The following is a 16,246-nucleotide window of genomic DNA, read 5'->3' on the forward strand; positions in this document are numbered from 1 at the left end:
GTCTGTGCGTGCTATGGTATGAAAACACAAAAAGCGTTGAGGAACAGTAAGATGATTATCATGGTTACCGGTGCCACCGCCGGTTTTGGTGAAAGTATTACTCGCCGTTTCGTCGCTAACGGCCATAAAGTGATTGCCACCGGACGTCGTGAAGAGCGCCTGAAGACGCTGAAAGACGACCTCGGTGACAATCTTTATATCGCCCAGCTTGACGTCCGTAACCGCGCCGCCATTGAGACGCTGATTGCCGATCTGCCCGCCGAGTGGCAGGCGATTGACGTCCTGGTGAATAACGCCGGTCTGGCGCTGGGTCTGGAGCCGGCGCACCGCGCCAGCGTGGAAGACTGGGAAGATATGATCGACACCAATAATAAAGGGCTGGTGTACATGACCCGCGCGGTCCTGCCGGGTATGGTGGAGCGCAATCGCGGGCATATCATTAACATCGGCTCCACGGCAGGTAGCTGGCCTTATGCCGGGGGCAACGTCTATGGGGCGACCAAAGCCTTCGTCCGTCAGTTCAGCCTGAATCTTCGTACCGACCTGCACGGCACCGCGGTGCGCGTCACCGACATCGAGCCGGGTTTGGTGGGAGGCACCGAGTTCTCCAACGTCCGCTTTAAAGGTGATGACGCCAAGGCCGGGAAAACTTATGAGAACACCGAAGCCCTGACGCCGGAAGATGTGACCGAGGCGGTCTGGTGGGTGGCCACCCTGCCGAAGCACGTCAACATCAACACCCTGGAGATGATGCCGGTGAGCCAGAGTTTTGCCGGACTCAGCGTTCACCGCCAGGGCTAACCGTCAGCCACCCGGCCTGCGGGCCGGGTATGGGCGGAACCGCAAAAAACGCGTAAAATAGTGCGCATAATCCCTTAAAAAGTAACCATCAATGGCCGCAGAATCGCAACTGAATCCGACGCAACCCGTTAATCAGCAAATTTATCGCATCCTCCGCCGGGATATCGTTCACTGCCTGATCCCGCCTGGCACACCGCTGTCTGAGAAAGAAGTCTCCGTGCGTTTCGATGTGTCGCGTCAGCCGGTGCGCGAGGCCTTCATCAAGCTGGCGGAAAATGGGCTTATCCAGATACGTCCCCAGCGCGGCAGCTACGTCAATAAAATTTCCTTGTCGCAGGTGCGCAATGGTTGCTTTGTCCGCCAGGCGATTGAATGCGCGGTGGTCCGCCGCGCCGCCGGCATGATTAACGATGAGCAGGTTTATCAGCTGGAGCAGAATCTCCATCAGCAGCGTATTGCCGTCGACAGACAACAATCAAACGACTTTTTCCTGCTTGATGATGAGTTTCACCAGAAGCTGTCGATCATTGCCGATTGTCAGTTGGCGTGGGATACGGTGGAAAATATTAAAGCCGCCATCGACCGCGTGCGCTACATGAGCCTGGACCATATCACCTCACCGGAGATGCTCCTGCGTCAGCACCATGAGATTTTCACCGCGCTGGAAAAACGCGACGCGGAGGCAGTAGAGCAGGCAATGAATGTCCATCTACATGAAATCAGCGAGTCCGTGTTACTGATCCGCCAGGAGAACCGCGACTGGTTTAGCGAAGATTAATGGTCAGACGGCTGCCCAGCGTGGCTGACGCAGCCGTCGTCATTGAGGGGATTAACGGACGACCAGCACCGGCGTTTTGGCGTAGCGCAGAATCGACTCGGCGTTGGAGCCCAGCAGATGGGTGGAGATGCCCGGTTTGCGGGAACCAACCACTATCACATCGAACTCTTCGTTATTACTGATAGCCAGAATTTCGTCGCGCACGTTACCAAAGACCACCCGGGTATGGATCCGCGACATCGGAATGTCGAACAGTCGCGCCACCTCGCGCATCTTTTTCTCCGACTCTTCTTTCATATAGGCTTCAAATTTACGAATATCCGCCGTAAAGCCGCGTAATAGTGAACGACTGCTGTTCGGCAGAACGTTGAGCAATGTGATTTCACCGTTTTCTGCAGTGGCGAGGAATTCCGCGTGACGCACAGCTTTATCGCTTAAATCCATTTCAAAGACATCAACAGGCAATAAAATTTTTTTATACATGGCCCGTACTCCTTTTCCAGAGAAAGTTCTTTTTCAATGACTTAACTATGCCATTATGGCAGTAAATTACCAGCCATTATTCGGAAAAATAACAGCTAATTATCTTTAGTAAATCAGGGAAATATAGAGTTATGTATAGACATTGCGTTCGATCATCTTTTCAGCGCGCTAAAACCGATCGACAGCAAAAAAGAAATATCAGCGGAAGGTGGCAGAGATAACAAAATATCCGGTGTCGACGACGAGGCCGACACCGGAAGCGGATTATTGCTCGGCAGCCCACGCGGCGACAGTGGCTTTGGCCCCCAGCCGCTGCAGCGCCAGATAGGCGCGGGTCACCGCCGAGACGAAACGGGGCTCCTGCGGCAACGCCAGGCCGAAGATCGCCTCAATACCCAGCAGCGCTTTCACCCGCGCTTCACCCTCGGCGCTGGCCGCCACCGCCTGTTGGATAACCGGCAACAGCGGATCGCAAATCTCAATCGCCTGGCCGGCATCGTCAACGCCGCCGACATAGCGCATCCAGCCCGCCACACCGAGCGCCAGCAGCGTGAAATCTTGCTGGTGCGCCAGATGCCAGCGTACGGAGTCCAGCATGCGCTGCGGCAACTTCTGGCTGCCGTCCATGGCTATCTGCCAGGTACGGTGCTTCAGCGCCGGATTGCAGTAGCGGTCAATTAGCAGACTGGCATAGCGCGGAAGATCCACCCCCTGCACTTTCAGCGTCGGCGCCTGTTCGTCCAGCATCAGCGCCAGCGCCGCGCGGCGGTAGTTGTCATCCTGCATACAGTCGTTGATGTGCTGATAACCGGCCAGATAGCCCAGGTACGCCAGGAACGAGTGGCTACCGTTGAGCATCCTCAGCTTCATCTCTTCAAAAGGCACTACATCGGCGACCAGTTCCGCTCCCGCTTTTTCCCACTGCGGACGGCCGGCAACAAAGTTATCCTCAATCACCCACTGACGGAAAGGTTCGCAGGCCACCCCGGCCGGGTCGCGCACGCCGGTCAGTTGCTCAATTTTATCGAGGGTTTCCGCGGTAACGGCCGGGACAATGCGGTCCACCATGGTCGATGGGAAGGTGACGTTCTGTTCAATCCAGGCCGCCAGCTCCGCGTCCAGCGCCCGGGCGTAGGCGCAGACAACATTGCGCATGACGTGACCGTTTTCCGGCATGTTGTCGCAGGACATCACGGTAAAAGCCGGCAAGCCTGCCGCCCGACGGCGAGCCAGAGCCTCCACCACCACGCCCGGCGCCGATTTTGGCTGGTGTGGGTTGTGCAGATCGGCGACGATCAGCGGGTGATCGAGCTGCAGCTCGCCGCTGGCCGGCGAATGACAATAACCTTTCTCGGTAATGGTCAGGGAGACAATGGCTACCTGTGGCTCACACATCGCCGCCAGCACCGCGTCGAGGCCATCAACCTGGGCGTGCAGCGCCTGCTTCACCACCCCAACCACGCGTGCGGTCCAGGCGTCGGCGGACATTTCGGCCACAGTGTACAGCCGATCCTGCTGGCGGAGGTCGGCGATCTGCTGCTCGCCGCCGATGAGATTGACTTCGGTATAGCCCCAGTCGCTGCCATGTTCACTGGCAAGAATATCGGCATATACCGCCTGATGGGCGCGGTGGAATGCGCCAAAACCAAGGTGCACGATACGGGGGATCAGCGCGCTGCGATCGTAGCCTGGCAGCATGGCGTTGGCGGTTAAAAGGGTGTTTTCCATGATGACTCTCGTTGTTATGTGTCTCATCAACCATTCTCGGGGAGAACTCTCGAGGAGAATGCCTTTGTGTCTCAACCATCGCACGCAATTGGTATAACATCTTTGATTTCTGTCAACTACCATACAAGAAGATATGGCCGGTTCGCTGTCGGGAGTGAACCGTCACAAAATCATCGCTGATAGAATGGGAAACAGGCGCCGCGAGGAAATAAAAGAAGTCGACGAATGACACACCAGCCACGCGTCCCTGCGGGCCTGTCGCTTAACCGGGAGTCCGGTCTGGCAGTTAGTCGATACGGGTTTTAACGATAAAGAAGTAGCACAACGCCCCGGTGAAGGTCACGCCGGCGGCGATCACCAGCGCCAGATTAAAAGAATGAGTGGTATCCACCACCCACCCGGTGACGATCGGCGCAAAGGAGGCAAACACAAAGCTGCCAAAGTTCTGGATCGCTGCCACCGAAGCCACTTTATGCTCTGCCACCAATACCTGCACCAGCCCCCAGGCCGACGTCCCGGCAAAATGGACGCAAAACAGCGCCATGGAGATAAAAGCCACCGCCTGGGTCGGCGTGGAGGATTGCACCACCAGCAGGGTGCCCAGGGCCGACAGCACCAGACCGATCACGATCGCCGTTTTCCGGGTTTTCGCCAGATCGTAACCTCTGCGCGCCAGGGCATCGACCACCAGGCCATTGACCCACATCCCCACCGCCGCCGCAAGGAACGGGATCGCCGCCACCCAGCCGGTACGGGCCAGGCTTAATCCCTGCTGTGCCTGCAAATAGCCGGGCAACCAGGCGATATACAGCCAGCCGGTGTAGTTCACACCGGAAAAGCCCAGAATCATCCCCCAGGTGGTGCGCCGTTTAAACAGAGCCAGCCATTCGCTAAATTTCAGCGCCGGGCGGGCCACCTCCTCGCTGGCCAGATACTGCTGCTCCTCTTCCTGAAGGGTGAAGTGCCGGCGATTTCGGTAGCCCACATACCAGCACAGACCGACCACGATACCGGCTAAGCCAATCACCACAAACATCGTTCGCCAGCCCCAGGCCAGTTGCATAATAACCAGAGCCGGTGGCGCAATGGCCTGCCCCAGCACCGTCGAGGAGTTAAATATCCCCACCGCCGTACCGCGCTCTCTTTGCGCATACCAGTCATTGATTGATTTCACACCGGCGGGCATAAATGGCGCTTCACCAATCCCGAGGCCAATGCGCAGCAGAATAAAATGCGAGAACGAATTGACCATCCCGGTCAGGGCCTGCATTGCGGACCAGAAAATCAGTCCGGCGCCGAGCACAATGCGCGGTCCAACGCGATCCAGCAATATTCCCGACGGCAATTGTGCGAAGCCGTAGGAGAGCGAAAAGGCGGAGAGCAGCACCCCAAACTCGGTGGCGCTGAGTCCCAGGTCGGCGCGTATCGCCTCCCCGGCGACGCTCAGCGAAGAGCGGTCAAGAAAGTTGACGATACCGGCGATAAACAGCAGCGTCAGGGTGATCTTCTGCACCCGACGGATACGCAGCGGCGTCGCCCCCGTCCGGGCGGCAAGTGTCTCGATAGCCATCGTTGTTCCTTACAGAGTCATAACAAAAGAGAATGTCTGATAAGTAAGGCAACAGGTCGACTACCATACAAGAATTAAGGTTTAAAAAAGTGGCAGCGATCACACAAGGCGAGCTCAGGCCCGCCCCCAGCCCGCTACGATGATCAGCATGCCGCACAGGGCGATGATCGCCCCGGCCCAGTCGTAATGGCTGAGCTTGACGCCATCCACGACCCGCAGCCAGAGTAAGGCGGTACAGACGTACACCCCACCGTAGGCGGCATAGACCCGCCCGCTGGCGGCAGGATGGAGCGTCAGGAGCCAGACGAACAGCGCCAGCGCCAGGCCGGTGGGGATCAACAGCAGCGGCGTGGCCCCGCGCTTTAACCATAGCCACGGCAGATAGCAGCCGATGATTTCGCACAGGGCGGTGGCAAAGAACAGGAGCGTTGTTTTGAGCATTAAAAGATTCGTAAATGAGACAAAGCGTTGAACTATTCTACGCGATAATAGCCCTTTCCCTAGGCTGTTTTGTCGGCTATGCCCGGCAAAAGAGCTGTAGTAAACTTAACCTGAGGGTTAACCCATCACTTAAAGGAAATCGTGATGAACATGACACTGAACAAACGCTGGTGCCTGACCGCCATTCTGGCGTTGAGCGCCGTGGTCTATACCTCCAGCTCCTTCGCCGCCACCGACCGGCTGGTGATTGAATCTGGCGACAGCGCGCAAAGCCGTCAGCAGGCGTCGATGGAAAAAGAGCAATGGAACGACACCCGCAGCCTGCGCCAGAAGGTCAATAAGCGGGCGGAAAAAGAGTGGGACAAAACCGATGTCGCCTTCGACGCGCAGGATAACTGCCAGAAGAGCGCCAACGTCAATGCCTACTGGGAGCCGAACACTCTGCGCTGCCTTGACCGCCGCACCGGCCGGGCAATCAATCCCTGATCCGCTTCCTGTCAACGCTGGCGCCTGCGGGCGCCGCCTTTCATAACGCGCTGTTCAGCTTTAACCACAGGATTACCCATGACCGACGCGCTACACGTCAAACTCCGCCCCCTAGAACGGGAAGATTTGCGCTTTGTCCACCAGCTCGATAACAACGCCAGCGTCATGCGCTACTGGTTTGAAGAGCCGTACGAGGCCTTCGTTGAGCTCTCCGATCTGTACGACAAACATATCCACGATCAAAGCGAGCGTCGCTTTGTCATCGAATGCAATGGCGATAAAGCCGGGCTGGTAGAGCTGGTTGAAATCAACCATGTTCATCGGCGGGCCGAGTTCCAGATCATTATCTCACCGGACTTCCAGGGAAAAGGCCTTGCCACTCGCGCGGCGCGGCTGGCCATGGACTACGGTTTTACGGTTCTTAATCTGTATAAGCTGTATTTGATTGTCGATAAAGAGAATGAAAAAGCGATCCATATTTACCGCAAGCTTGGCTTTATCGTCGAGGGTGAACTCATCCATGAGTTTTTCATTAACGGCGAGTACCGCAACACCATTCGCATGTGTCTGTTCCAGCACCAGTATCTGGCCGAACACAAAATCCCAGGACCGGCCCTGCTGAAGCCGACGGCTCAGTAATAATCAATGCGGTTCTTGATGGTGTAATGGCGTGTCAGCGGCGGCTGCACGCTTTCATCAATCACCTGCAGCTCACAGCTCAGCGGATTGTCGTGGCGATCGTAGTCGCAGGTCTGGCGTACCGTGCCCAGCGTGCGTTCGTTGAAGGTGCTGATGGCGGTATAGTCCATTTTCTTGCGCGGATCTTTCGACGGCGTGGAAGCGACGGTAAATTGCTCTTCTTTGGCGGTGGTGGTTTTTCCCAGCGGATAGCCATCGCTGTCATAGCGGTAGGTGGCGGTGGTCTCTTTGCCGCGGGCGCGAATAATAAAACCGTTATCATCCGTCTCCCAGCTCACCCCCGTGGCGGGCATCTCTGCCAGCTGACACTTGCCCTGCAGGCGCAGTCGCTTCTCGTGGGTGCGCCCATCGACGTAATAGTTGGCATCCAGCAGCAGCGTGGCGCCGGTATTGTTCTCCACATCTTCCAGGGTCAGCAGATCGAAACATCCCTCTTTTGACAGCTGAGCGCTCACCTTCTTGACCACCACATCGTGTTCATCCAATAGCGTCTGGCTAAAATCTTTCACCGGCCCGCGCAGCGGATCGAACTCAAACTCATTGGAAAAACTCGCCATCTCCGGGGTGAAGGCTTCCGGGGCGCTTTGGCGGTCGCACGCCGTCAGCAGCAGCGCTGCCGGGATCAGCCAATACAATCTTTTCACAGGCGATTCCTTTTGTGTACATCAGATCATATTAGCAAATACAATTGTTTACACCAGTTCTGCTATGCTTAATTCTGGATAACATCGATAAGGAGTGTAAGATGAAACTATCCCTCTGGACAGGCGCTGCGCTACTGCTGTGCTCCACGGCCGTGCTGGCGGCCCCCGACTCTTGTGAACGGGTCAAAAGCGACATCCAGCAGAAGATCATCAACAATGGCGTACCGGAAACCGCCTTCAGCCTGGCCATTGTGCCAAACGATCAGGCAGACCAGCCCGGGGTTCAGGTGGTCGGTCATTGCGCCAATGACACCTTCAAAATCACCTATACGCGTAACAGCGACAGTCCCGCCGAAAACGACGCTCAGTAAGCCCACTTCGGTTTCAAATGAAAGATCTTATCCCTGCATTGACCAGGGATAAGATCTGCTGGCTACCCATAACGTATTATCGCTCACCCCTGCGTCTGTTAATGACGTGGCGGCCCTTCTCCGCACAGCATAACTATCATGGAGTGAGCAATGTCGAATCAGGAATCCCCCGGCGGCGTCTCCCGACGCGCGCTACTCAAATCCACAGCCCTCAGCTCTCTGGCGCTGGCCGCCGGCGGGCTTACCCTGCCCTTTACACTGCGCAGCGCCGCGGCAGCAGTACAACAGGCTACCGGCGACAACACCCGCATTGTCTGGGGCGCCTGTTCGGTCAACTGCGGTAGCCGCTGCGCCCTGCGGCTGCACGTGCGGGATGATGAAGTGGTTTACGTCGAAACGGATAATACCGGCGACGACCGCTACGGCGACCACCAGGTCCGCGCCTGCCTGCGCGGGCGCTCTATTCGTCGGCGCATCAATCATCCGGATCGCCTTAACTATCCCATGAAGCGCATCGGCAAGCGCGGGGAAGGCAAATTTGAACGCATCAGCTGGCAGGAGGCGCTGGATATCCTCGCTGACCGTCTGAAAAGCACCGTTGCCCAGTATGGCAATGAAGCCGTGTACATTAACTACTCTTCGGGGATCGTCGGCGGCAACATCACCCGTTCGTCGCCTTCAGCGTCGCCGGTAGCGCGGCTGATGAACTGCTACGGCGGCTCGCTTAACCAGTACGGTACCTACAGCACCGCACAGATTGCCTGCGCGATGCCCTATACCTACGGCAGCAACGACGGCAACAGTACTTCGGATATTGAAAACAGCAAGCTGGTGGTGATGTTCGGCAATAACCCAGCGGAAACCCGGATGAGTGGCGGCGGCATTACCTGGTATCTGGAGCAGGCTCGCGAGCGCTCTAACGCGCGGATGATCGTTATCGACCCGCGCTACACCGATACCGCCGCCGGTCGGGAAGATGAGTGGATCCCTATTCGTCCCGGCACAGACGCCGCGCTGGTCGCCGGTATCGCCTGGGTGCTGATAAACGAGGATCTCGTCGACCAGCCATTCCTCGACAAATACTGCGTTGGCTACGATGAGAAAACGCTGCCGGTCGGGGCACCGGCAAACGGCCACTACAAAGCGTATATTCTTGGCGAGGGTGACGACGGCGTCGCCAAAACGCCGCAGTGGGCCTCGCGTATTACCGGCATCCCCGCCGATCGCATCATTAAGCTGGCGCGCGAAATCGGCATGAGTAAACCGGCTTATATTTGCCAGGGCTGGGGACCGCAGCGCCAGGCCAACGGCGAACTCTCCGCCCGCGCGATCGCCATGCTGCCGATCTTAACCGGCAACGTGGGCATCAACGGCGGCAACAGCGGCGCCCGCGAATCAACCTACACCATCACTATCGAACGTCTGCCGGTGCTGGAAAATCCGGTGAAGACCGCCATCTCCTGCTTCACCTGGACCGACGCCATCGCTCGAGGCCCGGAGATGACCGCCACCCGCGACGGCGTGCGCGGCAAAGAGAAGCTGGATGTGCCGATCAAGTTCCTGTGGAACTACGCGGGCAACACCATCATCAACCAGCACTCCGACATCAATAAGACCCACGAGATCCTGCAGGACGAAAGCAAGTGCGAGACCATTGTGGTTATCGACAACTTTATGACCTCGTCGGCGAAATACGCCGACCTGCTGCTGCCCGATCTGATGACCGTTGAGCAGGAAGATATTATTCCCAACGACTACGCCGGCAATATGGGCTATCTCATTTTTATCCAGCCTGCTACCTCGGCGAAGTTCGAACGCAAACCGATTTACTGGATCTTAAGTGAAGTGGCGAAACGGCTCGGCGACGACGTGCATCAACGTTTTACCGAGGGGCGCACGCAGGCGCAGTGGCTGCAGCATCTGTATGCCAAAATGATGGCGAAAGACCCCGCGCTACCTGGCTACGACGACCTGAAACAGATGGGCATCTACAAGCGTAAAGATCCGAACGGCCACTTCGTCGCCTATCGCGACTTCCGCCGCGATCCTGAAGCGCATCCGCTCAAAACCCCGTCCGGAAAAATTGAAATCTACTCCAGCCGGCTCGCCGAGATTGCCGCCCACTGGCAGCTGGAGAAAGACGAAGTTATCAGCCCGCTACCGGTCTACGCCTCCACATTTGAAGGCTGGGACGATCCGCTGCGCAGCCAGTATCCGCTGCAGCTGTTTGGTTTCCACTATAAAGCGCGCACCCACTCCAGCTACGGCAACGTCGATGTATTACAAGCGGCCTGTCGCCAGGAAGTGTGGCTCAATCCGCTTGACGCGGAAAAACGCGGGATTAAAAACGGCGATATGGTGCGCGTCTTTAATCAGCGCGGCGAAGTCCGTCTTCCGGCGAAAGTGACGCCACGCATCATGCCGGGCGTGTCGGCGATGGGCCAGGGCGCCTGGCACGACGCGAATATGGCCGGAGACCGGATCGACCATGGCGCCTGCATGAATACGCTGACCACCCACCGCCCATCGCCGCTGGCGAAGGGGAATCCACAGCATACCAACCTGGTCGACATCGAAAAGGTTTAAGGAGTAAACCATGAGCACGCAATATGGATTCTTTATCGATTCCGCTCGCTGTACCGGGTGTAAAACCTGCGAACTGGCCTGTAAGGACTACAAGAATCTCACCCCGGAGGTCAGCTTCCGCCGCATCTATGAGTATGCCGGCGGCGACTGGCAGGAGGACAACGGCGTCTGGCAGCAGAATGTGTTCGCCTACTACCTCTCCATCGCCTGTAACCACTGCGAAGATCCGGCCTGCACCAAGGTCTGCCCAAGTGGGGCGATGCACAAGCGCGACGATGGTTTTGTGGTGGTCAACGAAGCGGTGTGCATTGGCTGCCGCTACTGCCATATGGCCTGCCCGTACGGCGCCCCGCAGTACAACGCCGACAAAGGCCACATGACCAAGTGCGACGGCTGTCACGAGCGCGTCGCCGAGGGGAAAAAGCCGATCTGCGTCGAGTCCTGCCCGCTGCGCGCGCTCGATTTCGGGCCGATTGCCGAGCTGCGCGCCAAGCACGGCCAGCTGGCCGCAGTGGCCCCGCTGCCGTCGGCGCACTTTACCAGGCCGAGTATCGTGATCAAACCTAACGCCAATGCCCGTCCGTGTGGCGATACCACCGGTTATCTGGCAAATCCAAAGGAGGTGTGAGATGGGAAGCGGATGGCATGAATGGCCGCTGGTGCTGTTTACGGTACTGGGGCAATGCGTGGTCGGCGCGACCCTCGTCAGCGGGCTGGGCTGGCTATCGCTGACAGACCAGCGCGAAGCGCAGCAGCGGCTGGTGCGCAGCATGTTTTTTATCTGGCTGCTGATGGGTATTGGTTTTCTGGCTTCGGTGATGCATCTCGGTTCGCCGCTGCGCGCGTTTAACTCGCTGAACCGCGTCGGCGCCTCGGCGCTGAGCAATGAAATCGCCAGCGGCGCCTTGTTCTTCGCCGTGGGAGGATTCTGGTGGCTGCTGGCGGTAGTGGGCAAAATGCCAGCGGCGCTGGGTAAAGTCTGGCTGGTGATCGCCATGCTGTTGGGGCTGCTGTTTGTTCTGGCGATGACCCGGGTTTACCAAATCGATACCGTGCCAACATGGTACAATGGCTACACTACCAGCGCGTTCTTCCTGACGGTGCTCCTCAGCGGGCCGCTGTTCGCCGCCCTGCTGCTGCGGCTGGCGAAAGTCGACTTTAACGGCTGGTTTTTTGCCGGACTCAGCGTGGCCGCGCTGGCGATCGGCGCCGCCGTTATCATCATGCAAAGCGCCGGACTCAGTACCATTCACAGTTCAGTCCAGCAGGCAGCCACCCTGCTGCCAGATTACGGCACACTCCAGGCGTTACGCCTGATACTGCTGGCTCTCGGTCTTGGCTGCTGGTTGTGTCCGCTGATCCGCCGCCAACCGCCGCGCGCTACGGCGCTGCTGATCGGCCTGCTGCTGGTCTTGATCGCGGAATGTATTGGTCGCGGCCTGTTTTATGGTCTGCATATGACCGTCGGTATGGCGGTTGCCGGTTAATGAGACGGCGCGCTGGCGCGCGCCGCAGAAAGGAATAAGTAATGATGCCGATCCCAAACCGCGACGCTGTCGCGTTAAGCGCTCGCACCCTGGGCGCGCTGTTCTCTTATGCGCCGAATAGCGCGCACATTGCGCCGCTGGTCGCCGCCTTCCAGGACGGCAGCTGGCAGCAACAGTGGCCCTTCCCGGTAACCGCCCCGCTGGCGTCAGCCTTTGCCGCGTCGACGGAAGAGTCATTACCGGAAGCCTGGCAACGCCTGTTTATCGGCCCGTGGGCCCTGCCGGCGCCGCCATGGGGATCCGTCTGGCTGGATAAAGAGTCAGTGCTGTTTGGCGATTCCACGCTGGCCCTGCGCGAGTGGATGCGCACGAACGGCATCGCACTGGACGCCGAGCGTAACGAACCGGAAGATCATTTCGGCACCCTGCTGCTGCTGGCGGCATGGCTGTGCGAGACGGAGCAGGATGCGTTGTTTGCCCAGCTGCTGGCCTGGCACCTGCTGCCGTGGTCCGGGCGCTTCCTGAGCGTCTTTGTCGACCATGCCGCCCACCCCTTCTACCAGGCGCTGGGTCAGCTGGCGCAGGCAACGCTGGCGCAGTGGCAGGAGAATCTGCCGATCGCCGTGGCGGAAAAAGCGCTCTATCGTTAACCCTTCACCGCGCCGGTATCCGGCGCGGTTTTATTTCGTCGCTTCCCAGCCCCTCACCCGCACTTATCGCTTTTGCATCTAAGGTTATTCCCTATCACAATAAGGCCATGTTTTCCGAACCTCGCCGTAACTGATGCACCGTCTTCATCCCTATCCTGATGTCCAGGTGATGTTTCGCCGCCTGCTGATCGCCACGCTGATTGGCCTTCTCGCCGCCCTGGCGGTGGCGCTGTTTCGCCATGCGATGGTGGTGCTGGAAACGCTGTTTCTTGGCAATGACAGCGGGAGCCTGGTCAACGCGGCGCAGTCGCTGCCGACGTGGCGGCGGCTGATTACCCCGGCGCTGGGCGGCCTAGCGGCAGGGACACTTCTCTGGCTGTGGCAGCGACGCAGCATCGCGCGCCCGCATGCCGCCACCGATTATATGGAAGCCCTGGAGACCGGCGACGGTTGCTTCGATACGCCGGCAAGCCTGGTGAAATCGCTGGCGTCATTGCTGGTCGTGGTCACCGGCAGCGCGATTGGCCGGGAAGGCGCCATGATCCTGCTGGCCGCGCTGGCGGCGTCGCTGTTCGCCCGCCGCTTCACGCCGCAGACTGAATGGAAGCTGTGGGTCGCCTGCGGCGCCGCTGCCGGGATGGCCAGCGCCTATCATGCCCCGCTGGCCGGCAGCCTGTTTATTGCTGAAATTCTCTTTGGCACGCTGATGCTGGCCTCGCTCGGGCCGGTCGTTATCTCGGCGGTGATCGCCCTGCTGTTGACGCAGTTTCTCAACGGCGGCGCCACGCCGCTGTACCACGTCGTCCTGCAGCAGAACCTCAGCGCGCTGCACTATGGTTTAATGTTGGCGACTGGCCTGCTGGCCGGGCTGTGCGGCCCGCTGTTTATCTGGCTGATGGACTACAGCCACCGCGGGTTCGTCAAACTGAAACTGACGCCGCCGTGGCAGCTGGCGCTGGGGGGGCTGATTGTCGGCGGCTTATCGCTCATCACCCCGGCGGTGTGGGGCAACGGCTACAGCGTGGTGCAAAGCTATTTGCAGATGCCGCCGTCCGGCGTACTGCTGGCCGGCGTTTTCCTGTGCAAACTGCTGGCGGTGCTGGCCAGCAGCGGCTCCGGCGCGCCGGGCGGGGTCTTTACCCCCACGCTGTTTGTCGGCCTGGCGATGGGCATGCTGTTTGCCAGCGTCAGCGGGCTATGGCTACCGGGGAATGAAGAGATGGCTATGATGATCGGTCTGACCGGCATGGCGGCGTTTCTGGCTGCCACCACCCATGCGCCAATCATGTCGACCCTGATGATTTGTGAGATGACCGGGCAGTATGCGCTGCTGCCCGGCCTGCTGATCACCTGCGTGGTGGCGTCGGTGCTGTCGCGGACGTTACGCCGGGATTCGATCTATCGCCATCACGTTGCCGAGCATGTCTAAGTCGACGTAGCGGCTCAGCTCACGCTGTTCGGCGCGCGGCAGGTACGGCAGCTCGCCAATCAGCGGCGCCGGCAGCTTCTTACTGAGGACATCGATGATTTCAGCGTAGTGCGCGAGACCGGGGTTGATGCGGTTGGCCACCCAGCCGATCAGCGGCAGCCCGTCATTGGCGATCGCCTGGGCCGTCAGCAGCGCATGGTTGATACACCCCTCCTGGATCCCCACCACCATCAGCACCGGGAGCTGCTCCTGTACCACCCATTCGGAGAGCGGTCGCAGGTCGTTCATCAGGCTGCGCCAGCCGCCGGTGCCTTCAACCACCACGTGATCGACCTGACCGGCCAGTCGCTGCAAACCATCCGACAGCAAACCGTAGTTGATCGGGCAGCTGTGCGCCACGCTGCTTTCGTCTTCACTTAACGCTATGGGATTGACAGCCTCATACGGCAACGCCAGCGTGGAGACGCTCTGCAGCACCAGCGCGTCTTTGTTACGCAAACCGTCTGGCGTCTCTTTGCTGCCCTTCGCCACAGGCTTGTACCCGGCCACGCTTTTGCCTCTGGCAGCAAGTGCCTGCAACAGCGCACGGGAAACCACTGTCTTCCCGACAGAGGTGTCTGTACCTGTAATAAAGAAACGCTTAAACATCACTAACCCCACAGTTTTGTCGATGAAATATACGGGAGAGAAATAATCAACAGTGGGCAAAGTCTACGTGATGCCGCCAGAGGTCGGCTTGAGATAGCGCAATTTTTGGTGTGACTATGAAAAAATGTTAACCCTGTAACAGTCGTATGAGTAAGGATCCGTTATAGAGCGCATCCTTGACCAGCGCCGCGCCAGCCATCGTGCCACGATTAGAAAACTGGGTGCTTTCAACCGCGATATGCTGGCTGTAGGCCGGGAGCGATTGTTGCCGAATGCAGCTGGAAATTGCCGGAAAAAGGATATCTGCCGCCAGATTAAACGGCGAGCCAATCAGAATTTTCTGCGGGTTAAACAGATTGACCATGATCGCCAGAATCCGCCCGACGTGGTTACCCACGCCGCTGATAATGTCTCTGGCCAGCAGATCGCCCTGCAGCGCGGCCTGGCACAGCCACTCCACGCTCAGCGGACGCTGGTGCAGCAGCGAGCTCATCGACTGGGCCATGCGCATCTGCGCCAGCTCCAGCACGCTCTCTACGCTGGCAATGGTTTCCAGACAGCCATGGTTGCCGCAGTAGCAGCGCTTGCCGTAGGGATCGACCTGAGTATGGCCGATCTCCACCAGGCTGCTGCTGCCAGCATGCAGCAGGCGTCCGTCGGTGATAACCCCGGCGCCGACGTTATGATCGATGACCACCTGAATGACATCCCGGGCGCCGCGCGAGGCGCCGAACAACGATTCCGCCATAGTCCAGGCGCTGATGTCATGCTGAATGTAGACCGGCACCCCGGTATGGTTGGCCAGCACATCGCCCAGCGGCACATCTTTGACATCCTCATAAAACGGCATGCGATGAATAATGCCATTTTCGGTATCAATAATACCCGGCATCGTCATGGCGATGGAGGTGAGCCGTTCCAGCTTCTTCTGGTGGCGAATAAAGAACCGATCGATATGATCAATAATACGGGTCAGAAACGGCGTGCTGTCGGTGAGGGCCAGCTCCAGCTGATCCTCCACCACCAGCTGACTGCTTAAATCACGCAGCGAAAGGTGGATTTCGCCGCGGCTGATGCGCACCGCAAGATAGTGCCAGGCCTCGGTTTCTACCATCAACCCCACCGCCGGGCGGCCACGGCTGCCGGGCTCCTGGATCTCCGTCTCCTGCACCAGATGCGCTTCCAGCATCTCGCGGACAATCTTGGTGATGCTGGCGGGAGCCAGTTGCGCAAATCGGGAGAGGTCGATACGCGATACCGGGCCGAGCTGATCAATCAGGCGATACACGGCGCCCGCATTGGTCTGCTTAATTTGATCGATATGGCCTGGTTGACTATCCGCTACCACCATTGACTCCCTTTATTTTCGCGCTTCGAAATAAACTTTCGGCTATGGTGAAGCACTTCGATGGTGAACGTCAAATTTTTACTTAGCCTTGTGATTT

17 protein-coding genes are annotated in these 16,246 nt (G+C 58.5%); 10 read left to right on the top strand and 7 right to left on the bottom strand.

Annotation, left to right across the window (positions count from 1 at the left end; translation table 11 throughout):
• Positions 1-51: 51 nt before the first annotated feature.
• Both ydfG and SP68_RS13385 read left to right on the top strand, forming a co-directional pair.
• Positions 52-801 (top strand): bifunctional NADP-dependent 3-hydroxy acid dehydrogenase/3-hydroxypropionate dehydrogenase YdfG, encoded by a 750-nt coding sequence (gene ydfG / locus SP68_RS13380; RefSeq protein WP_008805005.1) that lies wholly within the window; start codon positions 52-54, stop codon positions 799-801.
• 91 nt (positions 802-892) lie between these two features.
• The gene (locus tag SP68_RS13385; protein ID WP_008805006.1) at positions 893-1,579 is read left to right on the top strand and encodes a GntR family transcriptional regulator; all 687 of its coding nucleotides are present in this window, start codon (positions 893-895) and stop codon (positions 1,577-1,579) included.
• 51 nt (positions 1,580-1,630) lie between these two features.
• Here the strand turns inward: SP68_RS13385 and SP68_RS13390 are convergent, their stop codons facing one another.
• The 4 genes from SP68_RS13390 to SP68_RS13405 form a co-directional block, all read right to left on the bottom strand.
• A complete protein-coding gene (locus tag SP68_RS13390) occupies positions 1,631-2,062 on the bottom strand; it encodes a universal stress protein (protein WP_008805007.1) in 432 nt (143 codons plus the stop codon).
• A 264-nt stretch (positions 2,063-2,326) separates the two neighbouring features.
• Positions 2,327-3,790: a mannitol dehydrogenase family protein gene (locus tag SP68_RS13395; RefSeq protein ID WP_040968482.1), complete on the bottom strand. Its 1,464-nt coding sequence runs from the start codon at positions 3,788-3,790 to the stop codon at positions 2,327-2,329.
• Positions 3,791-4,076: 286 nt separating this feature from the next.
• Positions 4,077-5,360, bottom strand: coding sequence for an MFS transporter (locus SP68_RS13400; RefSeq protein ID WP_023322553.1), 1,284 nt, complete (start codon positions 5,358-5,360; stop codon positions 4,077-4,079).
• Positions 5,361-5,474: 114 nt separating this feature from the next.
• Positions 5,475-5,837, bottom strand: coding sequence for a YnfA family protein (locus tag SP68_RS13405; protein WP_162493261.1), 363 nt, complete (start codon positions 5,835-5,837; stop codon positions 5,475-5,477).
• A gap of 108 nt (positions 5,838-5,945) precedes the next feature.
• Between SP68_RS13405 and SP68_RS13410 the strand changes: the two genes are divergently transcribed.
• A complete protein-coding gene (locus SP68_RS13410) occupies positions 5,946-6,287 on the top strand; it encodes a DUF1283 family protein (protein ID WP_004206035.1) in 342 nt (113 codons plus the stop codon).
• A gap of 78 nt (positions 6,288-6,365) precedes the next feature.
• Positions 6,366-6,926, top strand: coding sequence for a spermidine N1-acetyltransferase (gene speG, locus SP68_RS13415; protein WP_040968481.1), 561 nt, complete (start codon positions 6,366-6,368; stop codon positions 6,924-6,926).
• On the opposite strand, the gene SP68_RS13420 is transcribed toward speG, so the two are convergent.
• Positions 6,920-7,630 (bottom strand): YnfC family lipoprotein, encoded by a 711-nt coding sequence (locus tag SP68_RS13420; protein WP_008805013.1) that lies wholly within the window; start codon positions 7,628-7,630, stop codon positions 6,920-6,922. The genes speG and SP68_RS13420 overlap by 7 nt on opposite strands.
• Before the next feature lie 101 nt (positions 7,631-7,731).
• Here SP68_RS13420 and SP68_RS13425 point away from each other — a divergent pair, with 101 nt between their 5' ends.
• The 6 genes from SP68_RS13425 to clcB all read left to right on the top strand — a co-directional run bounded on the left by SP68_RS13425 (position 7,732) and on the right by clcB (position 14,153).
• On the top strand, positions 7,732-8,001 hold the full coding sequence (locus tag SP68_RS13425; protein ID WP_023297556.1) for a DUF1161 domain-containing protein: 270 nt from the start codon (positions 7,732-7,734) through the stop codon (positions 7,999-8,001).
• Between the two features lie 150 nt (positions 8,002-8,151).
• The gene (gene ynfE, locus SP68_RS13430; RefSeq protein WP_032739849.1) at positions 8,152-10,587 is read left to right on the top strand and encodes a selenate/tellurate reductase subunit YnfE; all 2,436 of its coding nucleotides are present in this window, start codon (positions 8,152-8,154) and stop codon (positions 10,585-10,587) included.
• A 10-nt stretch (positions 10,588-10,597) separates the two neighbouring features.
• Complete coding sequence (locus SP68_RS13435; RefSeq protein WP_008805016.1) at positions 10,598-11,215, top strand: DMSO/selenate family reductase complex B subunit; 618 nt, start codon at positions 10,598-10,600, stop codon at positions 11,213-11,215.
• A gap of 1 nt (position 11,216) precedes the next feature.
• Positions 11,217-12,074, top strand: coding sequence for a dimethyl sulfoxide reductase anchor subunit family protein (locus SP68_RS13440; RefSeq protein WP_040968480.1), 858 nt, complete (start codon positions 11,217-11,219; stop codon positions 12,072-12,074).
• 41 nt (positions 12,075-12,115) lie between these two features.
• A complete protein-coding gene (dmsD, locus tag SP68_RS13445) occupies positions 12,116-12,724 on the top strand; it encodes a Tat proofreading chaperone DmsD (RefSeq protein ID WP_008805018.1) in 609 nt (202 codons plus the stop codon).
• A gap of 133 nt (positions 12,725-12,857) precedes the next feature.
• The gene (gene clcB / locus SP68_RS13450) at positions 12,858-14,153 is read left to right on the top strand and encodes a voltage-gated ClC-type chloride channel ClcB (protein ID WP_040968479.1); all 1,296 of its coding nucleotides are present in this window, start codon (positions 12,858-12,860) and stop codon (positions 14,151-14,153) included.
• Here clcB and bioD read toward each other — a convergent pair.
• Together bioD and mlc are read right to left on the bottom strand one after the other, a co-directional pair.
• A complete protein-coding gene (bioD, locus tag SP68_RS13455; RefSeq protein ID WP_012541855.1) occupies positions 14,106-14,801 on the bottom strand; it encodes a dethiobiotin synthase in 696 nt (231 codons plus the stop codon). The two genes, clcB and bioD, sit on opposite strands and share 48 nt — an antisense overlap.
• A gap of 127 nt (positions 14,802-14,928) precedes the next feature.
• Positions 14,929-16,149: a sugar metabolism global transcriptional regulator Mlc gene (gene mlc, locus SP68_RS13460; protein WP_032691385.1), complete on the bottom strand. Its 1,221-nt coding sequence runs from the start codon at positions 16,147-16,149 to the stop codon at positions 14,929-14,931.
• Between the last annotated feature and the right edge of the window lie 97 nt (positions 16,150-16,246).

This window comes from Klebsiella variicola (genome assembly GCF_000828055.2).
Classification (GTDB): Bacteria; Pseudomonadota; Gammaproteobacteria; order Enterobacterales; family Enterobacteriaceae; genus Klebsiella; species Klebsiella variicola.

What these genes read in the sequence shown, in the direction of transcription:
- SP68_RS13435 (WP_008805016.1), top strand. Translation starts at nt 10,598, where the DNA reads ATGAGCACGCAATATGGATTCTTTATCGATTCCGCTCGCTGTACCGGG.
- SP68_RS13440 (WP_040968480.1), top strand. Translation starts at nt 11,217, where the DNA reads ATGGGAAGCGGATGGCATGAATGGCCGCTGGTGCTGTTTACGGTACTG.
- ynfE (WP_032739849.1), top strand. Translation starts at nt 8,152, where the DNA reads ATGTCGAATCAGGAATCCCCCGGCGGCGTCTCCCGACGCGCGCTACTC.
- SP68_RS13400 (WP_023322553.1), bottom strand. Translation starts at nt 5,360, where the DNA reads ATGGCTATCGAGACACTTGCCGCCCGGACGGGGGCGACGCCGCTGCGT.
- SP68_RS13390 (WP_008805007.1), bottom strand. Translation starts at nt 2,062, where the DNA reads ATGTATAAAAAAATTTTATTGCCTGTTGATGTCTTTGAAATGGATTTA.
- clcB (WP_040968479.1), top strand. Translation starts at nt 12,858, where the DNA reads ATGCACCGTCTTCATCCCTATCCTGATGTCCAGGTGATGTTTCGCCGC.
- dmsD (WP_008805018.1), top strand. Translation starts at nt 12,116, where the DNA reads ATGATGCCGATCCCAAACCGCGACGCTGTCGCGTTAAGCGCTCGCACC.
- SP68_RS13410 (WP_004206035.1), top strand. Translation starts at nt 5,946, where the DNA reads ATGAACATGACACTGAACAAACGCTGGTGCCTGACCGCCATTCTGGCG.
- SP68_RS13425 (WP_023297556.1), top strand. Translation starts at nt 7,732, where the DNA reads ATGAAACTATCCCTCTGGACAGGCGCTGCGCTACTGCTGTGCTCCACG.
- speG (WP_040968481.1), top strand. Translation starts at nt 6,366, where the DNA reads ATGACCGACGCGCTACACGTCAAACTCCGCCCCCTAGAACGGGAAGAT.
- SP68_RS13385 (WP_008805006.1), top strand. Translation starts at nt 893, where the DNA reads ATGGCCGCAGAATCGCAACTGAATCCGACGCAACCCGTTAATCAGCAA.
- ydfG (WP_008805005.1), top strand. Translation starts at nt 52, where the DNA reads ATGATTATCATGGTTACCGGTGCCACCGCCGGTTTTGGTGAAAGTATT.
- bioD (WP_012541855.1), bottom strand. Translation starts at nt 14,801, where the DNA reads ATGTTTAAGCGTTTCTTTATTACAGGTACAGACACCTCTGTCGGGAAG.
- SP68_RS13395 (WP_040968482.1), bottom strand. Translation starts at nt 3,790, where the DNA reads ATGGAAAACACCCTTTTAACCGCCAACGCCATGCTGCCAGGCTACGAT.